Here is a 17,994-nt window from a genome sequence, read left to right on the forward strand (position 1 = left end):
TACCGCCCCGGCCGGCCATTGCGCCCGGCCGGGGCGGTCCCCTTTCCCGGGGCCGCTCCCCGGATTTCCCCGCCCGACCTTCGCGGACCGGCCGCGAAAGCGCCGCCGCGCTGGCACGATGGGGAAACTGCGGCGCCGCTCAAGGGGGAGCAATGGTCGAGTTAACCGTGGAAGAGCGTCAGCGGCTCGTGACCCTGCTGGCCGCCGTGCCGGTCCTCGGCTCCCCGTCCGGGCGCGCCGAGATCCTGAACCTGGCCGGTCTGGGCGACCTCGTCCCGCACATCGACCTCGAAGGCCCCACCCTGGTCGCGGTCAGCCGCCTCGTCACGCACCTCTCCTCGTACGGCAGGGTCTCCTACGACCACGAGGCCCTCGGCCTGCTGCTCAACGTGATCGCCACCCTCACCGGCAAGGAGCAGCAGGACTTCCTCGCCGCCCTGCTGCTGCGCCACCGCATGATGGTCCCGGTCTCCCCGGCCCCCGCGGTCACCGCCTGGAAGGGCGCCACCAGCCCCGGCCTGGTCGAAGAGAAGATCATCGCGGCCAACACGCTGCGGCCGGTGCACTTCCTTGAGCTCGCCCTGACCGCCGCCCGCCCGGTCTGCCACATCGTGGTCGAGCACGGCACCGGCCACTGGACCGGCACCGGCTTCCTGGTCGCCGACGACCTGCTGCTCACCAACGAGCACGTACTGCCGCACGCCGATCTGCTCGGCAGCACCCGCTTCCTCTTCAACTACGAGGACGACTCGGCGGGACGGCCGCGCCCGGTGCACGAGGCCCGCGCCACCGGGCGGCTCCATCTCGCCGACGCGCGCTGCGACTTCGCGCTGGTCGAGCTCGCGCAGAGCCCCGGCGGAAAGTGGGGCCACCTGGAGATATCCGGGGCGCCGCCCCGGCCGGGCGACCGCGTCAACATCGTGCAGCACCCCGCCGGGCGGCCCAAGCAGATCGCCTTCCAGAGCAACTTCGTGGAGTACGTGGACGCCGACGTCGTCCAGTACGTGACGGCCACCCTGCCCGGCTCCTCCGGCGCCCCCGTGCTCACCGACGACTGGCGGGTCTGCGCGGTCCACCACGCCGGCGGCAACCTCCAGGAACCCGCCACCGGCAGCTACTACTACCGCAACGAAGGGATCCTGCTGAGCCGGATCCTGCGCGAGCTCCCGCCCGACGTCCGCTCCCGCCTCGGCTGAGCACCCGGCGCACCTGGGGGAGACCGCCATGCCAGATTCCGACCGCGGCGGGCCGCGCGGCAGACTCATCCAGGCCCTCGCCACCCTGCCCGGCATGAACGACCCCGGGCAGCGGACGTTCCTCCTGGAGAGCGCCGGCTACGGGGAGGCGCTCCTGCACGTCGCCCCCGGCACCACCACCGTCACCTTCTTCACCTCGGTCGTCGCCCGGATCGCCCTGGACGGCCCGCGCGCCCTCGCGGACTTCGTGCGCGCGCTCGCCGCGGTGGCGGTCGTCGGCGTGGACCGCCAGGAGGCGATGGCCCGGATCGCCGACGAGGTCGCCGGACTCGACGCGGCCGGGCTCGACGCGCTCACCGCCACCGGCACCCCCTTCGCGGGGCTGCGCGAGCGGGCCCGGCGCGCCACCCTGCGGGAGATCGCCGAGATCGGCTCCAAGTACCTGCGCGAGCTCTACTTCCGCCACCACGAACTGGAGGACCGGGTCGAGGAGTTCCTGGCCAACGACAGCACCTGTCTGCTGGTCGTCTCCAAACCGGGCCGGGGCAAGACCAATCTCCTCTGCTCCCTCGCCGAGCGCCGCCTCGACGACTCGCCGGTGCTGCTGATGTCGGCGCGCGTCCCGGTCTCCGAGCCGCACGGGCTGCTCAGCCTGATCGCGACCCGCCTCGGCTACGGCGCCGACTGGCCCGGCTGCTTCGCGGACCTCGCCCGCACCGCCGCCCCCGGGCGACCGCCGCTGCTGCTCCTCGACGCGATCAACGAGTCCCCGGCCAAGCCGGACGCGATGAAGGCGGCGCTGCACGAGCTGCTGCGGCAGGCCGAGAGCGCCGGAGTGAAGGTGGTGGTCACCTGCCGCACCGACTTCTGGCAGTTCTACCGCGCCCCGTTCTGGGCCAGCTACGTCTGGCAGCGCGAGCCCGTGCAGAACGGCCCGAGGGTGACCCCCGCGACCCGGGTCGAGGACGTGCCCCTCTTCCCGCTCGCCTCCTTCCCCGAGATCACCGCCGCCTACTTCGGCGCCTTCGGTATCCGGGGGCAGCTGCGCGGCGAGGCCGCCGAGCGCTGCCGGCACGCCCTGGTGCTGCGCATCCTGTGCGAGGCGTACCGCGACCGCGACATCGGCGTGGTCGAGGACTTCCGGCTCTTCCGCCTCTTCAAGCTGTTCTGGGAGCGCAAGGTCGAGCAGGTCGCGTACGCCACCTCGCTCAAGAGCCGGGGCGCGGTGGCCGAACTCGTCCTGGAAGTGGCCCGGTTGATGCGGCAGAGCCGCTCCACCTCGGTGCCGCGCAGCGCCGTCGGCGCCGCCCTGCGCGCCACGGCGGCCGAGCTCGACAGCAGCGACTCGCTCTACAGCCGGGTCATCGACGAGGAGATCATCCTTGAGGAGAGCGTCGACGACGAGATCGGGGTGCGCAACGTCGTCTTCATCTACGACCGCTTCGCGGAGTACGTACTGGCGCTGAGCCTCTATCTCGACCACGGCTGGGAGGCCAAGCACCCCGACGGCATCGCCGCCGACGCCCTCGCCCTGATGGCCCAGGAGCCCGGATTCGCCACGCTGCGCGGCGCCCTGGAGTTCCTGGTGCTGCGCCTGGAGGACCGCAGGGCGGCCGACGAGGCGCACCTCGCGGTGATCCGCGCGATGCTGGAGCACGACTGGAAGTGGCGGGGCATCGGCACCCAGCTGGTCTTCCAGCTGGACCCGCACGGCGCCCGGTTCTGGGACTTCGTCCACGAACTCGCCGCGCAGGAGCACGACTTCGTACGGCGTATCGTCGCCGACCAGATGGACCGGATCGCGGCCACCGGCGGGGCGCATGTGCTGGCGCCCCTCAACCGGCTGCTGTGGGACGGGAACGCCACCGTACGGGCGGCGGCGCGGCGCAGCCTGCTGCGGCTGCCCGCCGACGTGGCGGCGCAGGAGGTCCGGATGCTGCTGGCCCGCCCCGACGGCGACGCGGTGAAGCTCGCGGCCCGGCTGCTGGTGGGCACTCCGGAGGGCGGTCCGGGACTGCCCGCCGAGCAGGTCGCGCGCCTGGCCGCCGAGCACGCCGCGCACCCGCGCCTGCCCGACGCGGTCCTCGCCGAGGTGGAGGCGAGCCGGGGGATCGCCTACACGGAACTGCCCTGGCTGGCCGCGTGCGAGGACGCGTTCGCGGCGGCGCCGGGCCGCGCGGCCGAGCGCTGCCGCGAACGCGTGCGGGCCCTGCGGCTGCGCCGGGAGAGTGAGCTGGAGCAGGACCGGAGGTTCCTGCGGGAGTTGTTCGAGCGGATCCGTCAGGCGCCCGAGATGACCGGACTGGCGGACATGCCGAGCCGCGAGAGGACGTACTGGATGGAGGTCCTCTGGGAGCGGATCAAGGCGGAGGGACTTCCCGGTCCCCGTCTCAAGCGCTTGCGGGCGGAGTACGGGGGCTGGCTGTTCCCGTCTACGATGAGCGATCTGTGGAACATCGGCCGACTGGTCCTCGGCTCGCCGAGCCTGCGGCGCGGCCCGGCGGAAGGCCGGACCGAATGGGTCCAGTTCTGTCTGCGCACAGCCGGTCTGGCCGAGCGCCGTATGGCGGAGCGCGAGGCCCTGGCGATGGCCCACCCGGAGCAGCTGGTGCTCTGGATCTGGGAGACCGAGCAGGTCCGACGGGCGCGGGTGAGCGCGCTCGACGCGCTCGTGCTGCGCCTGGAGAGCGTGCCGGTGGCGCGGCTGGCCGAGGAGTTCGAGGCCTACCAGCACCAGGGGCAGCTGGCGCAGACCTCCCTCGCCGATCTGCTGGAGGCGCTCTGCCAGGTGCTGCGCGGCAACCCGACGGCCCCCGCCCAGGTCCTCGCCCCCCTGGTCGTCTGGCACGAGACCCGGGACAGCCGGGTGGTCGAGGAGGCGCTGGCCGAGCTGCACTGGATGGACCCGGACGCGTTCTGGTTCCTCCTCCAGTCCTTCCTCAACCACCCCGACCAGCGTCTGATCGACATGGCCTCGCGGGCGGGGGAGTGGGCCGAGCGGACCGGCGAGCGCGGGTCCGACCGGCGCCGGGACATTCTGGACGGGCTCGCGGAGATCATCAACGAGATCGCCGGGGTCCCCGTCGAGGAGGTCCGGATGGGCGCGCGCTTCGCCGAGGACCTGGACATCGACTCGCTGTCGATGGTGGAAGTGGTGGTGGCGGCCGAGGAGCGCTTCGATCTGCGCATCCTCGACGAGGACGTCATGGACGTACGCACGGTGCGGGAGGCGGTGGACTACATCGCCAACTCTGCTTCCACGAGGCCGATATGACGGGCAATCAGCCGACGCGTACGGCCGCGCGCCCCGCCTCCGCCCCGGCGCGCTCCGATGCGGCCCCCCGTGGCCACACCACCGTCGCCGCCCCCACCGCGCCCAGCGCGATCACCCCGAGCACCCCCGCCGTCACCGGCACCCCGGCCCCCGCCGCCAGCCACCCCGCGAGCGGGTACGTCAGCAGCCAGCAGCCGTGCGAGAGGGAGAACTGGGCGGCGAACGCGGCCGGGAGGTCGGGTGCCGCCGTGCGGCGGCGGATCAGGCGGCCGGCCGGGGTCAGTACCGCCGAGCTCGCGGCGCCGATCGCCGCCCAGGTCAGCAGGATCCCGGCCCAGCTCCAACTCCCGGCCGGGGCAAGGGTGGTGGCGGCCACCGCGACCAGGACGCAGGGCAGGGCGTAGGCCGCCGGGAGCATCACCGCGCGGTCGCCCGTACGGGCCAGGAGGCGCGGGAGCCACAGCGCGGCGGCGATGGAGCCGGTCCCGTACGCGCCCAGGGCGAGCGAGACCGCGCCGGCGGGCTCGTGGAAGTGGCCCCTGACCACGACGACCGTGTTGACGAACACCATCGCGCCCGCCGCCGCGACCGCGAGGTCGAGGGCGAGCAGCGCCCGCAGCCGGGGGTCCGCCCAGAACAGCCGGGCTCCGGAGGCGGCCTTCGCGTACGCGCTCGTGGTGCGGGCCGCCGGGGTCGCGCGGGGCAGCACGGCCGACACCACGAGGGCGGCGGAGCCCAGGAAGCCCAGGGTCGTGCCCGCGAAGAGCCAGTGGTACGAGACCACGGTGAGCAGCAGCGCGGCGAGTGCGGGGCTCAGCAGGCTCTCCAGGTCGTAAGCGAGGCGGGACATGGAGAGCGCGTGGGTGTAGTCGCGCTCGGCGGGCAGGACTTCGGGCACGGTCGCCTGGAAGACGGGGGTGAACGCGGCCGAGGCGGCCTGGAGCAGGAAGATCAGCGCGTACACCTGCCAGACCTGCGAGACGAACGGGAGCGTCAGGGCCACGCCCGCGCGGATGAGGTCCGTCGCCACCAGCAGGGTCCGGCGCGGGATCCGGTCGGCGCAGGCTCCCACCAGCGGGGCCACTCCCACGTACGCCACCATCTTGATCGCGAGCGCGGTGCCGAGGATCGCCGAGGCGTGGCCGCCCGCCATGTCGTACGCGAGCAGGCTGAGCGCCACGGTGGCCAGACCGGTGCCGAGGAGCGCCACGACCTGGGCGGTGAACAGGTGGCGGTAGGTGCGGTTGCGCAGTACGGACAGCATGGGACCCGTCCCGGGGCGCGAGAAGGTGCTGGGACTGTCATCGTAACCAATACGTGCGTACCTATGCACATATTGGCCGGATCAAGGCCCCTGGGGCGGGCGGGGGCCTGCGTCAGTCGTGCGGCGGGAGGGCGCCGAGCTGGTGGTCGGCCACGTTCAGGGCCTCGTCGACCAGGCGCCGCAGATGGCCGTGGCGCAGCGAGTAGACCACCCGGCGGCCGTCCTTGCGGGTCGCCACCAGGCCGGCCAGGCGCAGCTTGGCCAGGTGCTGGCTGACCGACGGGCGGGCGGCCCCGCAGGCCTCGGTGAGGGTGGTGACATCGGCCTCGCCCGCGCCGAGCTCCTTGAGCAGGGCGAGCCGGGTGCGGTCCGCGAGCAGCGTCAGCACGGCGACCGCGACGTCCAGGCGCTCGTCCTCGCCAGTGGTGTGCGGGTGCGGGGCGTGCGCATCTGACAGGTGCTTGCTCGCGCTCATGTCCCCATCGTAGAGGGCCGGTACGGGCCTGAGCGGTCTCGGGGAAGCGGGGCACGCCCCCACGCCGCCGCGGAAACGCACCCCACTTCCCCGAGACCGCTCAGCCGGGCGGCCCGCCCGCACCGGTTCGCCGTGGAGAGCCTGTCCTTGAACCCCCGCCCGCGCGGCGATGCCCGGCGGACAGGCTCTCAGCGGGTCGGGATCACGCCGCCGTCGACGCGGACGACCTGACCGGTGATGTGCCGGGCGGCGGGCGACGCCAGGAACCGTACGACCTCCGCCATGTCCTGCGGCTGTCCGGCCCGGCCCACCATGGTCTCCGCCACCCGGGCCTCGTGGAACTGCTCCGAGCGGCGGTCGCGGAAGAACTCCGTCTTCTCGACATAGCCCGGCGCGACCACGTTGCAGGTCACCCCGCGCGGCCCGAGCTGGCGGGCGAGGAAGATGTTCCAGCTGTTCATGGCCGCCTTGGCCGCGCCGTACGAGCCGGCGCCCCGGTCGGCCGCGAAGGAGCTGATGTTCACCACGGCCCCGCCGGAGGCGAGCTGCTTGTCGACGGCGGCGGTGGTCAGCACGGCGCCGAGCAGATTGGCGTCCAGGTTGGCCCGCCAGCGCTCGGCCAGGCTCCGCAGATCGCCGGGCGGCGGGGCGTCGAACTCCCGGTTGCCGCCCGCGTTGTTGACCAGGACGTGCAGCACGTCCGGCAGCCGTTCGCCGAACGCCTCCAGCTGCTCGGGGTCGGTGACGTCGCAGGGCAGCGCCGTCACCCGGCCGCCGAGCTCCTCGGCGGTCCGCAGCAGCACGTCCTCGCGGCGGCCGCTGATGACGACGTGGTCGCCGTCGGCGAGGAACGCCGCCGCTATCGCCTTGCCGATGCCGGTGCCGCCACCGGTCACCAGGACGGTTCGAGTCATCTCCACACACTCCAGGGGTCGTTGCAGCGAGGTAAGGCGGGGTCGTGGCGCGGGCCGCGCTCAGGCCGAGGTGCCGAAGGCCCGGGCCTCCATCAGGTCGTGGCTCAGATAGCCGTCGTGCGGACTGGTCCGGCCCGCCTGGTACGTGGGGATGGGCCCGAGCAGGACCTTGCGGATCGACCGCTCCCGCAGCGCCTCGCGCGCCAGCGGCTCGTCGCCGCCGAGGATGGTGAGCGCGAGCGTGTCCCGCAGCGGGCCGAACCCCTGCTCGCGCCGCCACGGCAGGATCCACACGCACGGGAACGAGAGCTCGATCCTCGCCCCGGGGTGGTCCGCGCGGTCGCAGAGCAGCACGGCGGGGCGCAGCGCCCCCGACCCGTCGCCGAGGTCCGCCACCGGCCCCTCGGGGTAGAGCGGCGCGGCCACGTCCACGGCCCCTTCCAGCCGTCCCTCCAGATGCTTGCGCAGTGCCTGCGCCTCCGCGAGCGGCAGCACCGGCACCTGTGCGTCGGGCGACTGGGGCGGCGCCGGGGTCAGCCGCGCCAGGCGCTCGGCCACGGCCGCCGCCAGGGCCGCCGGGTCGGCGTCGGTGAACACGGCGGTCGCGTTGGTGCAGCGCATCCCCGCGTCGTAGCCGACCGACCGGCAGATCACGTCGAGGGTCTGCTCGGTGATCTCCCCGGTGTGCAGCAGCTTGGAGCGGCCCGGGCCGCGCAGGATGACCCGGCGGTCCTCGCCGTAGCGCCGCGCCGCCGCGTCCCCGCCGAAGACCAGGCTCAGATCGGCGGCCTCGACCAGCGCGTCCCCGGTGGCGTGACTGCCGGGCAGCAGCGAGAGGTAGTGCGGGGCGACGCCCGCGTCAAGGAGTGCGGCGATCATCCGGGCCGGGGTGAACGGATCCCGTGTCCCCGGCCGCACCACCAGCCGGTACCCGCAGGCCAGCGCGGTGAGCCACTGGGTGTGCGTGCCGGGGTTGTTGCTGGGCGCGATCACCGCGAGCACATCGCCGCGCCGCGTCCACACCGTGGAGATCTCCCCGGGCACGGGCGCGGCCGAGGCGCCGGCCGGGCGCTCGGCCAGGAACTTCGCCCCCACGTTGGCGAAGGTCTCCGCGACGTCGTGCAGCGAGTGCCGGGCCACCGCGACGGGCACCCCGGCGACCCGGGACTGGAGCTCGCAGTAGGCCTGCGGGGAAAGCCCGTTGAGCGTGGCCGTCTCGAACAGCTCGCCCGCCGCCGCGATGCGCTCCGGCTCCGGCGTGTGCTCGGCCCCGGCCCGCGCGTCCGCGACGGTGAGGCGCGCCAGGAGCGGCGGGGCGAGGTGCACGAGCGCCAGCAATGTGCCGTCCACGCCCGCGAGTTCGGCGCGCTCGGCCGAGTGCCTGGGCAGGCCCGCCCGGATCAGCGGGATCTCGTGGAGGTCCTTGGCCTCGGCCATCAGTAGACCCCCTCGACCACGGAGGTGGACGCCGACTCGTAGGGGCGGACCCCGGAGAGCTCGATGCCGGGGGACTTGTCGGCCGAGGTCCGGCGGGTGGCCACGTCCCGCTCCAGGGTGGGCGGGGTGAAGTAGTCCCGGGTGAGCACGGTGATGACGACCCGGCCCTCCTCGTCGTCGGCGACGATCCGGTCGGGCTGTGCCGGGTCGACGAGTTCGACCACGGTGTACGGGTAGAACGGGCGGAACACGCACGGGGCCTTGTCGCCGGGCCTGGGCGTGCGCTGCGGCGCCACGCCCATCATCGTGTTGCCGTACGCCCCGGCCAGTTTGGCCTGCGGGAACAGCTCCTCGTCGATCAGGCGCAGGGTCTCGCCGTCCATGCTGGTGCCGCCCCAGATGATGCCGCGCACGCTCTCGCGCAGCAGGGCGTACACGTCCTCGCGGGCGCCGATGGACTCCAGGATGCGCGGGGTGGTGGAGATGCCGCGGATGTCCTGGGTGCGCAGGACGTCCTTGACCTGGTCGAGGATGTGGTCGACGTAGCGCCGGAACTCGCTCTGGCGGCCCTCGGCGACACAGCGCCGCACCCAGCGCGGGTCGAGGTCGACGAAGTAGCAGAGGTGGCCGCGCAGTTCGGAGAGGGTGGTGATGTTCTTGGCCATGACGTGCGGGCCCGTCGGGCCGATGTGCAGCCAGTTGCCCTCGCCGGAGGGGAAGCCCTGCTCGTCCAGGAGCAGGCTCTGCCACTGGACGTTGCGGCGCCGGGAGGTCGCGTCCACGATCCGCTTGGGCGCACCGGTGGCCCCGCCCGACTCGTAGATCCCGTACCGCACCCCGGGTGTGCTGCCGCGCGGCACGAGCTGGTGGGCGGGTATCCGGCTCCAGTCCACCGGCACGTCCGCGAACAGGCGCAGGTCCGCGAGGCACTGGACGTCGGTGCGCGGGTCGAAGGAGAAGCCCTTGGCGCGTTCGACCCAGTACGGGCTGCCGGTCAGCGGCGAGAAGTGCCACTCCATGGTCGCGCGGACGAGGTCGTCGATGTCGGGCAACTGGTCAAGTGGGGGCTCGAACACGGAACTGAAGTCGTCGGCCATCTCGGTTCGGTCCTGTCCGTTCTGGGTGGCGATCGTTGACCCGGCGGCTCGACGCGCGGCGGGCGTAGAACAGTTGACTGATTGTCAGAGGTGCTGATTGTTGGCAGTATGTTGAGCGCGGGAAGGGGCGTCAAGACTCCCCGCGCGTCAGTGGGGAGCTGGCCGTGCGGGTGAGACGCCCCGTTCGGCCGGAGGGTCGGGCCAGGCCCTCCGGCCTCACTCCGTGGACGGTGGCGCCGGACGGGCCCTGGGGCCGGGGAGCGCCCCGGCCGGCCGGATGCCGTGCCCGGCGAAGGCGGCCAGGAACGTCCTGGTGAGCCTCGGACGGCAGATCAGGGCGAGGGGCGCCGCACCGGAGGACCCCCCTCGGGGACCGGGCCGCCCCTCCTGCGCGCCGGCCAGTCTGGTCACCTGCAACCCCGCCGCGTCCGCGACCCGGAACAAACCCTCGTCGCCCCAGTCCCAGTCGCCCGTGGTGTGGATATAGGCGTCGGCGTCGCCCTGGACCACCGCCAGGGTCTTGGCGCCGGGCGAGCCCATCGGGACCAGCTCGGCCCCGGTCTGGCGCACCACCGTACGGGCGAAGGGGGCCGGATCGCGCGTGTCGACCACCACCCGGGGCCGCTGCCGGGGCACCGGCGAAGGGTGCCGCCACCCCGCGTCCCGGTCCGCCGTGCACACCACTTCGCACAGCGCGGGGACCGCGACGGCCGCGGCCACCACACCCCGCTCGCGCTCCCACAGCGCGAGCCGCACCGACCAGTGCGGATTGCCGTCGGCGTGGTACTCCTCGGCCGAGTCCAGCGGCTCGACCAGCCACACCCGGCGTCTGCGCAGGGCGTCCGGCGGCCGGGCGGCCGGGCCGGTGAGCACGCCGTCGCGCGGATAGCGGGCGCGGATCCGGTTGCGCAGGAGCAGCCCGGACCAGGTGCGGCCCAGCTGCGCCAGCTTGGCGCCGCCGGGTCCCAGGCCCTCCTCGTGCTGCATGCGCAGATCGAGGAGCAGCCGTCCGGCCGCCACCGTGGCGCGGGCCGCGAAGCCGGCGGCGAGGAAGTCGTCGGCCACGACGGTCCGTTCGGCGGTGCGCGGGATCGCGGGCATCGGCTCAGCCTCCCGAGTCCGGCAGGAAGTGGTGCAGGTGCTCCTTGAGGAATTCCGCCACCGGGCGCGGCTCGTGCCCGGTGATCCGGCGCACGTCCTCGGTCACCGGCTCACCCGCGCCCTCGCGGAACTGCCCGAAGAGCGCGTCGAGTTCGGCCTCCCACGGCCGGTGCTCCCGGGCCAGCCACGCCGCGAGCTCCGGCCCGGCCAGCTCGCTCGCCGAGACCGGCGTGGACATCAGCCCGGACAGGAGCTCCGCCAGCTGGGCGAAGGTGGGCGCGGCCGGGCCGGTGAGGGCGTAGGTGCGGCCCTCGTGGCCCGGCTCGGTGAGCACCCGCGCGGCCACCTCGGCCACGTCGTGCTCGTCGACCACGCTCACGCCTCGCCCGCCCGCCGGATCGACCAGCACCCCGCGCCGCCGCACCTCGGGCGCGTAGTGCCGGATCAGCTCCTGCATCGGGTAGTTGGGGGACAGGATGGTGTACGGCAGGTCCCGCTTGGCCAGATACCGCTCGGTGATCCAGTGGTGGCGGGCGCCGGGCGCCGGGCTGTCCTCCCGTACCGCCGCCTGCCACGGCGACATCTTCACCAGCCGCGCGCCGACGTCGGCGGCGACGTCCACGGCGGCGCTCTGGCACTCGACGTCGCAGGAGGCCGAGAGGAACAGGCTGGCGCAGCCCTCGGCGGCCGCCCTGACCGAGGCCGGGTCCGACAGGTCCCCGGCCACCACCCGTACGCCCGGCCCGGCCGGGACCCGCTCGGGGTCCCGGGCCAGGACGGCCACCTCCACGTCACGTTCCCGCAGCGCGCGGACCACCAGCTGCCCGAGCCCGCCGGCCGCGCCGATCACGAACACTGTCACGGCCGCAGGGCCCCTTCCGTACGTACGCGCTCGGTCGGCATCGGTCAGTGCTTGTGCTCGTGGTGGTGCTTGTGGCTCTGCGGGTGGTGCCCGTGGTCGCCGTGCCCCTCGGGCAGCACACCGCCGTGCGCGGCCAGATGGCAGGCCGGGCAGACCATGCGGCCGCGGTGGTCGTGCAGCGTCTCCACGCTGGTGGGCTCGCCGCAGTCCACGCAGAGGTCCGTGCGGGCCAGGTGCTTGACGCCCGGCGCCGCGGCCTCGACCTTCTCGGCCACCAGGATCTCCTCGTCCGCCACGCTCAGCAGCGCGGAGATCCGCTCGCCCTGCAGCCGCTCGAAGGCCGCCCGGTCCTCCAGGGTCGCGGTGCCGTCGTCGATCCGGCCGGCCAGCGCCCAGATCTCCTCGGTGCGGAAGACGATGCTGTCGGCCTTCGCCCTGATCCGCACCCCGGCGGAGCCGTCGCGCTCCCAGAGCGTGAACACGTTGCGGCCCGCGTCCTGGTGGATCAGGTTGCGCTTGCCGTACGTACAGCCCGTGAGCACCTGGAGCGCGTCGACCGCGCAGGCGTCGGTCTCCGAGACCAGGACCAGGGGCGTGGCCGGGTCCTTCAGGTCAAGGGCGGTGAGGGCGGCCTCCGCGACTCGTACGCCGAAGGCGGCGCCGGGGCATTCGTGGCCGTGGAAGCGGATGACGTCGTTATAAGCCTGGGTGCGATCCATGACGACCTCTTGATGAGTGAGAGACGGAAGGGTGCGGAACGGGCGTGTGAGGGAGGGCGGTTCAGGCCCCGGCGGTACGCGTTCCGGGCAGCGGCGGGACGATGCGGATCGTCGCCTCGCGGTCGTTGTCGCCCTCGAAGAACGCCCGCAGGACCGGGCGGTGCAGATCGACGACGGACAGGATGAAGGTCCACTGGCCCGACTCGGCGGCCAGCACCCGGTCCAGCCGGGTGCAGGTGTCGCGGAGCGGATCGTGCGGCCAGGGCACCCGGTGGGTGTGGTAGTTGCCGAACAGCACCCAGCCGGCGTCGTCGCAGGCGTCGTCGATGTCCATCAGCTCGCGCGGATCGGCGATCCAGCCGCGCTGGTCCATCGGCGTCTCGGACGGGATGGCGTGCTCCTCGACGACCTCGTCCATCCGGGCGCGGTGGCCGCTGTCGTGGCGCATGTTGACGATGAGCGGGAAGACGGAGCCGACCTGGATGCCGCCCGGCACCGGCCGGCCCGCCAGCATCCCGAACGCCTTGCGCTCCTCGGTCTCGCCCGCCAGGTAGTGGCCGGTGAACTTCCGTACGGCGTGGGCCACCAGGCTGGAGTAGAGCGGGCGGGGAAAGATGATCTGGCGGGCCCGGGATATCTCCCCGGTGTCCGGCTCGGCGGTCGCGGTCGCGGCGCTCATCGCGCGTCGCCGCCTTCCGTCCGCGCGGGCCGTGCGAGGGCCGCCCGGGCCCCGGCCACGGCACGGCCGGTCAGGGCGACGGACTGGCCGAGGTAGGTGGCCGGGTCGAAGATCTCGTCGAGGGCGGCGGCGTCCAGCGGCGCGCCCGCCAGTCCGTCGCGGCCGGTCACCTCGCGCATCGAGGAGCCGTTCTCCCGCGCCGCCTGGACGAGTTCGTACACGTACTCATGGGCGGTCTGCTTGCCGATGTGCTTGCCGAGCGCCAGCATCAGCTTCTCGGTGGCGATCTGCTCGGCGACCGCGGAGACGTTGGTACGGATCCGCTCCGGCCGCACCGCGAGGCCGCCGACGAGGTGCGTGACGATCTCGCACGCGGAGAGCGCGTAGTGCGAGGCGTCGGGCACACAGGCCCATTCGATGCGCAGGGACCGCGAGTCGCGCTCGTGGTCGCCGCCCATGCAGGCCAGCGCGTTGGCCATCTGCGCGGCCGCGAGGCGGGCCATCACGACGGCCTGCTCGCACGCCTCCGGGTTGCGCTTGTGCGGCATGGTGCTGCTGCCGACCTGGCCGTGCCGCCAGCCGATCTCCAGCTCGCCGAACTCGGGGCGGGACAGCGTGCGCACCTCGTCCCCGATCCGGCCCATCGTCCCCGCGACCATGGCGAGGCACGACACGAACTCCACGACCCGGTCCCGGGACACATGCCAGCCGACCGCCGGCGCCGCGAGCCCCAGGCGGGCGGCGAACGCGTCAAGCAGTGGCAGTGCCTGCTCGCCGAAGCCGGCCATGGTGCCGACGCCGCCGAAGAGCTGGGCCGCGAGCACCCTCGGCCGCAGCTGCTCGATGCGCTCCAGATGCCGGACGATCTCGTCCAGCCAGCTGGCGATCTTGACGCCGAAGCCCATCGGCAGGGCGGGCTGGGCGTGGGTGCGGCCCAGGGCCACGGTGGCGCCGTTGGCCTCGGCCAGCTCGGCGAGCTGCCCGGCGAGCGCCCGCAGCAGCCGGTCCAACTCGTCCAGGACGTCCCGCATTTCGAGGACCTGCGCGGTGTCCTGGATGTCCTGGGTGGTGGCGCCGTAGTGCACGTACTCGCCGGCGCCGCCCTCGCAGGAGGCCTGGAAGACCCGCAGGAAGCCGACGAGCGAGTGGCTGGTGCGGCGGATCTCGGCCTGGATGGCGGGCAGATCGAGCCGCTCCACCCGGGCCGCGTCCGCGATCATGCGGGCGGCGTCCGCGGGGATGATGCCCAGCTCGCCCTGGCTGAGGGCGAGCGCCGCTTCGACGTCGAGCCATCGTTGGTACCGACATCGGTCACAGAAGATGCGGTGGCTGGCTTGTGTGCTGTACCGGTGCCCGTAGAACCGCGAGTCGGTGATGTGACTGCGTAAATGGGCGCACTCGGCCTCGGCCGGAGCCTGGCTGGTGATCGGGGTCTGCGGCGAGGGTGCGGTGGTCATGACGGTCGCCTCTCGGACTTCTGCGGGGTACGGACGGAACGCCCCCGGCCGCCCCGGGGCGTGGGGCGGGTCGGGCGGTAGGGACTTGCGCCGTAGGGCTTGTCGCCGGGCGAGACGATCGCTGAGGCCGCGATGTCGGCGGCCACCTGACGGGGACTCACCCGCCGGTCGCGCGCACCGCACAGGATGTCCCCGACGAGCTCGCGCATCATCGCCCCGATGGTGTCGAGCACCTCGGGCGCCGTCGGGGTGGCGCGGGGCCCGAAGAGCGCCTCCATCGAGGCCGAGCCGCCGATCCCGCCGATGAAGTCGGGGACGACCACGACTCCCCGGTCGAGCAGGAGCCGCTCGGCGGTGGCGCTCAGCCCGCAGTTGGCGCCCACGGCGACGATCGGCACCGGCAGCACCGCCGCCTGCGAGGCGGTCACCGCGTCCTCGCCGGCCGCGAGGACGAGCACGTCGGCGGGCAGTTCGAGCAGGGCCTCGCGCGGCAGCCGCATCGGCTCGGCCAGCAGGCTCTGGACCGGGCGGCTCTGGTCGAGGGTGAGCATGCGGGCGATGTCGAGGCCGCGCGGGTCGACCGCGCAGCCGTACTCGTCGGCCACGACCGTGATGCGTACGCCCGCTTCGAGCAGGGCGAGGGCGGCGGCCCGGCCCAGGTTGCCGAAGCCCTGGAGGGCGACGCTGACCTGGCTGTCGCGGCGGCCGGTGTGGGCGGTGGCGGCGAGCGCGGAGTGGGCGAGGGCCTGGCCCGCCCGGCGCTGGCCGAGGGTGAGCAGACCGACCCGTGTGCCGAGCAGGTCCATCCGGGCCCGGAACTCCCGCTCGGTGATCCGCTGGGCCCGCCGGACGGCGGTCTTGGCGGAGCCGATGCCGAGCGCGGCGGCCATCCTGTCCAGTTCCTCGAACCGGGTGCCCATGTCGCAGCCCATGCTGAAGCGGGTGGTCAGCTCGCCGGCCAGGAAGGCGACGAACCGGCGCAGTACCTCCTCGCGGTGCGGCCCGTGCGGGTCGTAGGCGATGCCGCACTTGGCACCGTCGACGTTGACCCCGAGCACGCGCTGCTTGAGCGTCATGCGCCCCGCGAGGGTCTTGAGGGTGTCGGCCGTGAGTCCGGCCTGCATACGGCACCCGCCCGCCGCGAGGCGGCAGTCGGTGGCGTCGTACACCAGGTAGCCGGGACAGTGCACAACCGGATCCGCATACTCGATGACGCTGACCATGGTTCCCCCGTCGGTCATGAAGAGCGCGCGGCAGAAGGCGCGCGAATTGAGCAAGATAGATTGTCTGCTACAGTGACAATCAGGTGCTCTGTTGAACCGGGAGCATGGCCGACCGGTGACTGGGGAGTCAAGGGTCCGGATTCGCGGCCCTCATGATGGACCGTCACCACTGGAGGGTGAACCGAAAAAGTGGTGGCGAACCGGGAACCGAACAGTGGGACACAGCCGTTGTTCCAGGGGTTGCAAGGCTGGCACGGCTTCCTTCTCCGCAAGGCCGGCCAGCGCTTCACCGAGCAGGCCGAGCAGGCACTGGCCCATCTGGACATCACGCTGCGTCAGTTCGGGGTGCTGAACGTGGTGGACTCCGAGCCCGGTATCAACCAGCGCATGGTCGGTCAGACCCTGCGGATCGACCGGACGACCATCGTCGGGCTCGTCGACGACCTGGAGCGCAAGAACCTCCTGGAGCGTCGTCGCGGCGCCGACCGCAGAACCTTCGCGCTCTATCTGACCGACCACGGCACCGTGTGCTTGCGGGATGCCGGGGACCTGATGGTCAAGATCCATGAATCGTTCCTGCAGCCCCTGTCGGCGGCGGAGCGCGATGTGCTGCGTGAGCTACTGCAACGGCTCGCGGTCGCGGACGACTCGTCGGCCCTGTAGCGGGAAGCTCCGGGGCCGCGCCCCAACTCTCGTATTGCCACGCCATTTTGACGATCCATCAGCCCATTGCTGTCTGTCACTCTTGCGCATCATGTGCAAGTGCGCCAGCCTGGCAGTGGGTCTGTCGGTCTGCCCGTATGCGCTACGGACCCCCGTCCGCCCGGCCGCGTCGCGCGTCCTGGGCGGCACCGCCCTCTGTCGGGGGTCAAGGCGGCTGCGTACGTCAAAGGGTTCGGGCTCGCGGCGGACGGCCCCGGCAGACGGAAGTACCAGAACATCTCAGATCCCCAGGGGACACCGCGGTACGCCCGCGACCCCGCGCCCGCCTACGCACACCCCCCTCCCCGGTGACCCGGGAGGCGCGCCTCACGACATGCGCCGAATCGATTCGCCGCGGGCCCGTGCGGCCGCCTCCGGATGGTGCGCGAACCTCGGCCGCAGCTCCGCCGCGTCGTAGGTGCGGTGGAACACCTCGGTCGTCGCGCCCGACATCGGCGGCACGATCCACGACCAGTCGGCGGGTACCGAACGGCCCTTGTGCTCCTCGCGCTCCAAGTGCCGTACGAAGCGCCGGGACTCCGTGTGGTGGTCGGCCATGGTGACCCCGGCCCGGTCGAAGGAGTGCAGCACGGCCCGGTTGAGCTCGACCAGGGCGCGGTCCTTCCACAGCGAGCGGTCGTCGGCGGTGTCCAGGCCGAGCCGCTCGGCCACGCGCGGCAGCAGGTCGTACCGGTCGGTGTCGGCGAGGTTGCGGGCGCCGATCTCGGTCCCCATGTACCAGCCGTTGAAGGGCGCGGCCGGATAGTGGATGCCGCCGATCTCCAGACACATCCCCGAGATCGCGGGCACCGCGTGCCAGCGCAGCCCCCACTCCTGGCTCCACGGGTGGTCGGGGTGGTCGAGCGGCACCTCCAGGACGGCGTGCCGGGGCAGTTCGAAGACCCGCGGCTTGTCGTCGACGCCCTCCACGACCAGCGGCAGCACGTCGAACGCGGTCCGCGGGCCGCCCGGCCAGCCGAGCCGCAGCGCCAGGTCGGTGAGCCCCGCGTTGCGCGGGTCGCCGAGGACCCGGCCGTCCTGGGCGCGGTAGCCCGCGTACCGGATGAGCTGCTCGTTCCAGATGCGCGGGGCCGGGCGGCCGGGCGCGTCCGGGGCGAACACGGTGATCAGGGGCCGGATGCGGCCGCCGTTGGTGGCGTGGACCAGATGCTCGGCGCACGCCTCGGCGATCGGCTCGGCGTCGGTGAGGCGGCGCAGATCGCGCACCCGCAGCGAGCGCCAGTAGAGGCGGCCGATGCAGCGGTTGCTGTTGCGCCAGGCCACCCGGGCGCCGAACGTCAGCTCCTCGGTGGTGTGCCGGTACGTCCCCGTGGCGCGGATCTCGTCGCGCACCTCCGCGAGGCGCCGCCGAGGCCCGCCGAGCGCGGGCTCCTCCGCGTGGTGCAGCCGGACGAACTCGGCGGCCTCCCGCCACAGCGCCGCTTCGGCCGGAGCCGGACCGCCGCTCGCGGGGCGCCTCGGCCTGGCGAGGAATTTCCGTATCACGCGTACCTCCGGGCCCGACGACGCTCGATGGGCCCCGATGATGCCCGCGATCCGCCCGCGGCGGACGGCCGTTGCGGAGCAGTGATGG

General features: G+C 73.2%; 15 protein-coding genes. 3 read left to right on the top strand and 12 right to left on the bottom strand.

The window, feature by feature from the left end; all coding sequences use genetic code 11:
* Positions 1-152 precede the first annotated feature (152 nt).
* Both BX283_RS32900 and BX283_RS32910 read left to right on the top strand, forming a co-directional pair.
* Entirely contained in the window at positions 153-1,196 is a 1,044-nt protein-coding gene (locus BX283_RS32900; protein WP_101391068.1) for a trypsin-like peptidase domain-containing protein, read from the top strand.
* A 2,968-nt stretch (positions 1,197-4,164) separates the two neighbouring features.
* Positions 4,165-4,470, top strand: a complete 306-nt coding sequence (locus tag BX283_RS32910; RefSeq protein WP_101392710.1) for an acyl carrier protein — start codon at positions 4,165-4,167, stop codon at positions 4,468-4,470.
* Positions 4,471-4,477: 7 nt separating this feature from the next.
* Here the strand turns inward: BX283_RS32910 and BX283_RS32915 are convergent, their stop codons facing one another.
* The 11 genes from BX283_RS32915 to BX283_RS32965 all read right to left on the bottom strand — a co-directional run bounded on the left by BX283_RS32915 (position 4,478) and on the right by BX283_RS32965 (position 15,752).
* Positions 4,478-5,734, bottom strand: coding sequence for an MFS transporter (locus BX283_RS32915; RefSeq protein ID WP_101391069.1), 1,257 nt, complete (start codon positions 5,732-5,734; stop codon positions 4,478-4,480).
* Positions 5,735-5,846: 112 nt separating this feature from the next.
* Positions 5,847-6,209 (bottom strand): helix-turn-helix transcriptional regulator, encoded by a 363-nt coding sequence (locus BX283_RS32920; RefSeq protein WP_101391070.1) that lies wholly within the window; start codon positions 6,207-6,209, stop codon positions 5,847-5,849.
* A 188-nt stretch (positions 6,210-6,397) separates the two neighbouring features.
* Positions 6,398-7,123: an SDR family NAD(P)-dependent oxidoreductase gene (locus BX283_RS32925; RefSeq protein WP_101391071.1), complete on the bottom strand. Its 726-nt coding sequence runs from the start codon at positions 7,121-7,123 to the stop codon at positions 6,398-6,400.
* Between the two features lie 60 nt (positions 7,124-7,183).
* Positions 7,184-8,560 carry an aldehyde dehydrogenase family protein gene (locus tag BX283_RS32930; RefSeq protein ID WP_101391072.1) on the bottom strand — a complete coding sequence of 459 codons (1,377 nt, stop codon included), beginning with the start codon at positions 8,558-8,560 and terminating at the stop codon, positions 7,184-7,186.
* The gene (locus tag BX283_RS32935) at positions 8,560-9,657 is read right to left on the bottom strand and encodes a phenazine biosynthesis protein (protein ID WP_101391073.1); all 1,098 of its coding nucleotides are present in this window, start codon (positions 9,655-9,657) and stop codon (positions 8,560-8,562) included. Before BX283_RS32935 ends, BX283_RS32930 begins: the two co-directional genes overlap by 1 nt.
* 216 nt (positions 9,658-9,873) lie before the next feature.
* Positions 9,874-10,758: an inositol monophosphatase family protein gene (locus BX283_RS32940; RefSeq protein ID WP_101391074.1), complete on the bottom strand. Its 885-nt coding sequence runs from the start codon at positions 10,756-10,758 to the stop codon at positions 9,874-9,876.
* Positions 10,759-10,762: 4 nt separating this feature from the next.
* Positions 10,763-11,620 carry an NAD(P)H-binding protein gene (locus tag BX283_RS32945; RefSeq protein ID WP_180357317.1) on the bottom strand — a complete coding sequence of 286 codons (858 nt, stop codon included), beginning with the start codon at positions 11,618-11,620 and terminating at the stop codon, positions 10,763-10,765.
* Positions 11,621-11,664: 44 nt separating this feature from the next.
* Positions 11,665-12,339 (bottom strand): FmdE family protein, encoded by a 675-nt coding sequence (locus BX283_RS32950; RefSeq protein WP_101391076.1) that lies wholly within the window; start codon positions 12,337-12,339, stop codon positions 11,665-11,667.
* 61 nt (positions 12,340-12,400) lie between these two features.
* Complete coding sequence (locus tag BX283_RS32955; RefSeq protein WP_101391077.1) at positions 12,401-13,018, bottom strand: hypothetical protein; 618 nt, start codon at positions 13,016-13,018, stop codon at positions 12,401-12,403.
* Positions 13,015-14,475, bottom strand: a complete 1,461-nt coding sequence (locus tag BX283_RS32960; RefSeq protein ID WP_101391078.1) for an adenylosuccinate lyase family protein — start codon at positions 14,473-14,475, stop codon at positions 13,015-13,017. The genes BX283_RS32955 and BX283_RS32960 overlap by 4 nt, the downstream gene beginning before the upstream one ends.
* Positions 14,472-15,752: a Glu/Leu/Phe/Val dehydrogenase dimerization domain-containing protein gene (locus BX283_RS32965; RefSeq protein WP_218976534.1), complete on the bottom strand. Its 1,281-nt coding sequence runs from the start codon at positions 15,750-15,752 to the stop codon at positions 14,472-14,474. Before BX283_RS32965 ends, BX283_RS32960 begins: the two co-directional genes overlap by 4 nt.
* Positions 15,753-15,926: 174 nt before the next feature.
* Between BX283_RS32965 and BX283_RS32970 the strand changes: the two genes are divergently transcribed.
* The gene (locus BX283_RS32970) at positions 15,927-16,361 is read left to right on the top strand and encodes a MarR family winged helix-turn-helix transcriptional regulator (protein WP_180357318.1); all 435 of its coding nucleotides are present in this window, start codon (positions 15,927-15,929) and stop codon (positions 16,359-16,361) included.
* A gap of 366 nt (positions 16,362-16,727) precedes the next feature.
* Here the strand turns inward: BX283_RS32970 and BX283_RS32975 are convergent, their stop codons facing one another.
* Positions 16,728-17,903 carry a nitric oxide synthase oxygenase gene (locus BX283_RS32975; RefSeq protein WP_373979650.1) on the bottom strand — a complete coding sequence of 392 codons (1,176 nt, stop codon included), beginning with the start codon at positions 17,901-17,903 and terminating at the stop codon, positions 16,728-16,730.
* Between the last annotated feature and the right edge of the window lie 91 nt (positions 17,904-17,994).

It is taken from the genome of Streptomyces sp. TLI_146, assembly GCF_002846415.1.
Classification (GTDB): Bacteria; Actinomycetota; Actinomycetes; order Streptomycetales; family Streptomycetaceae; genus Streptomyces.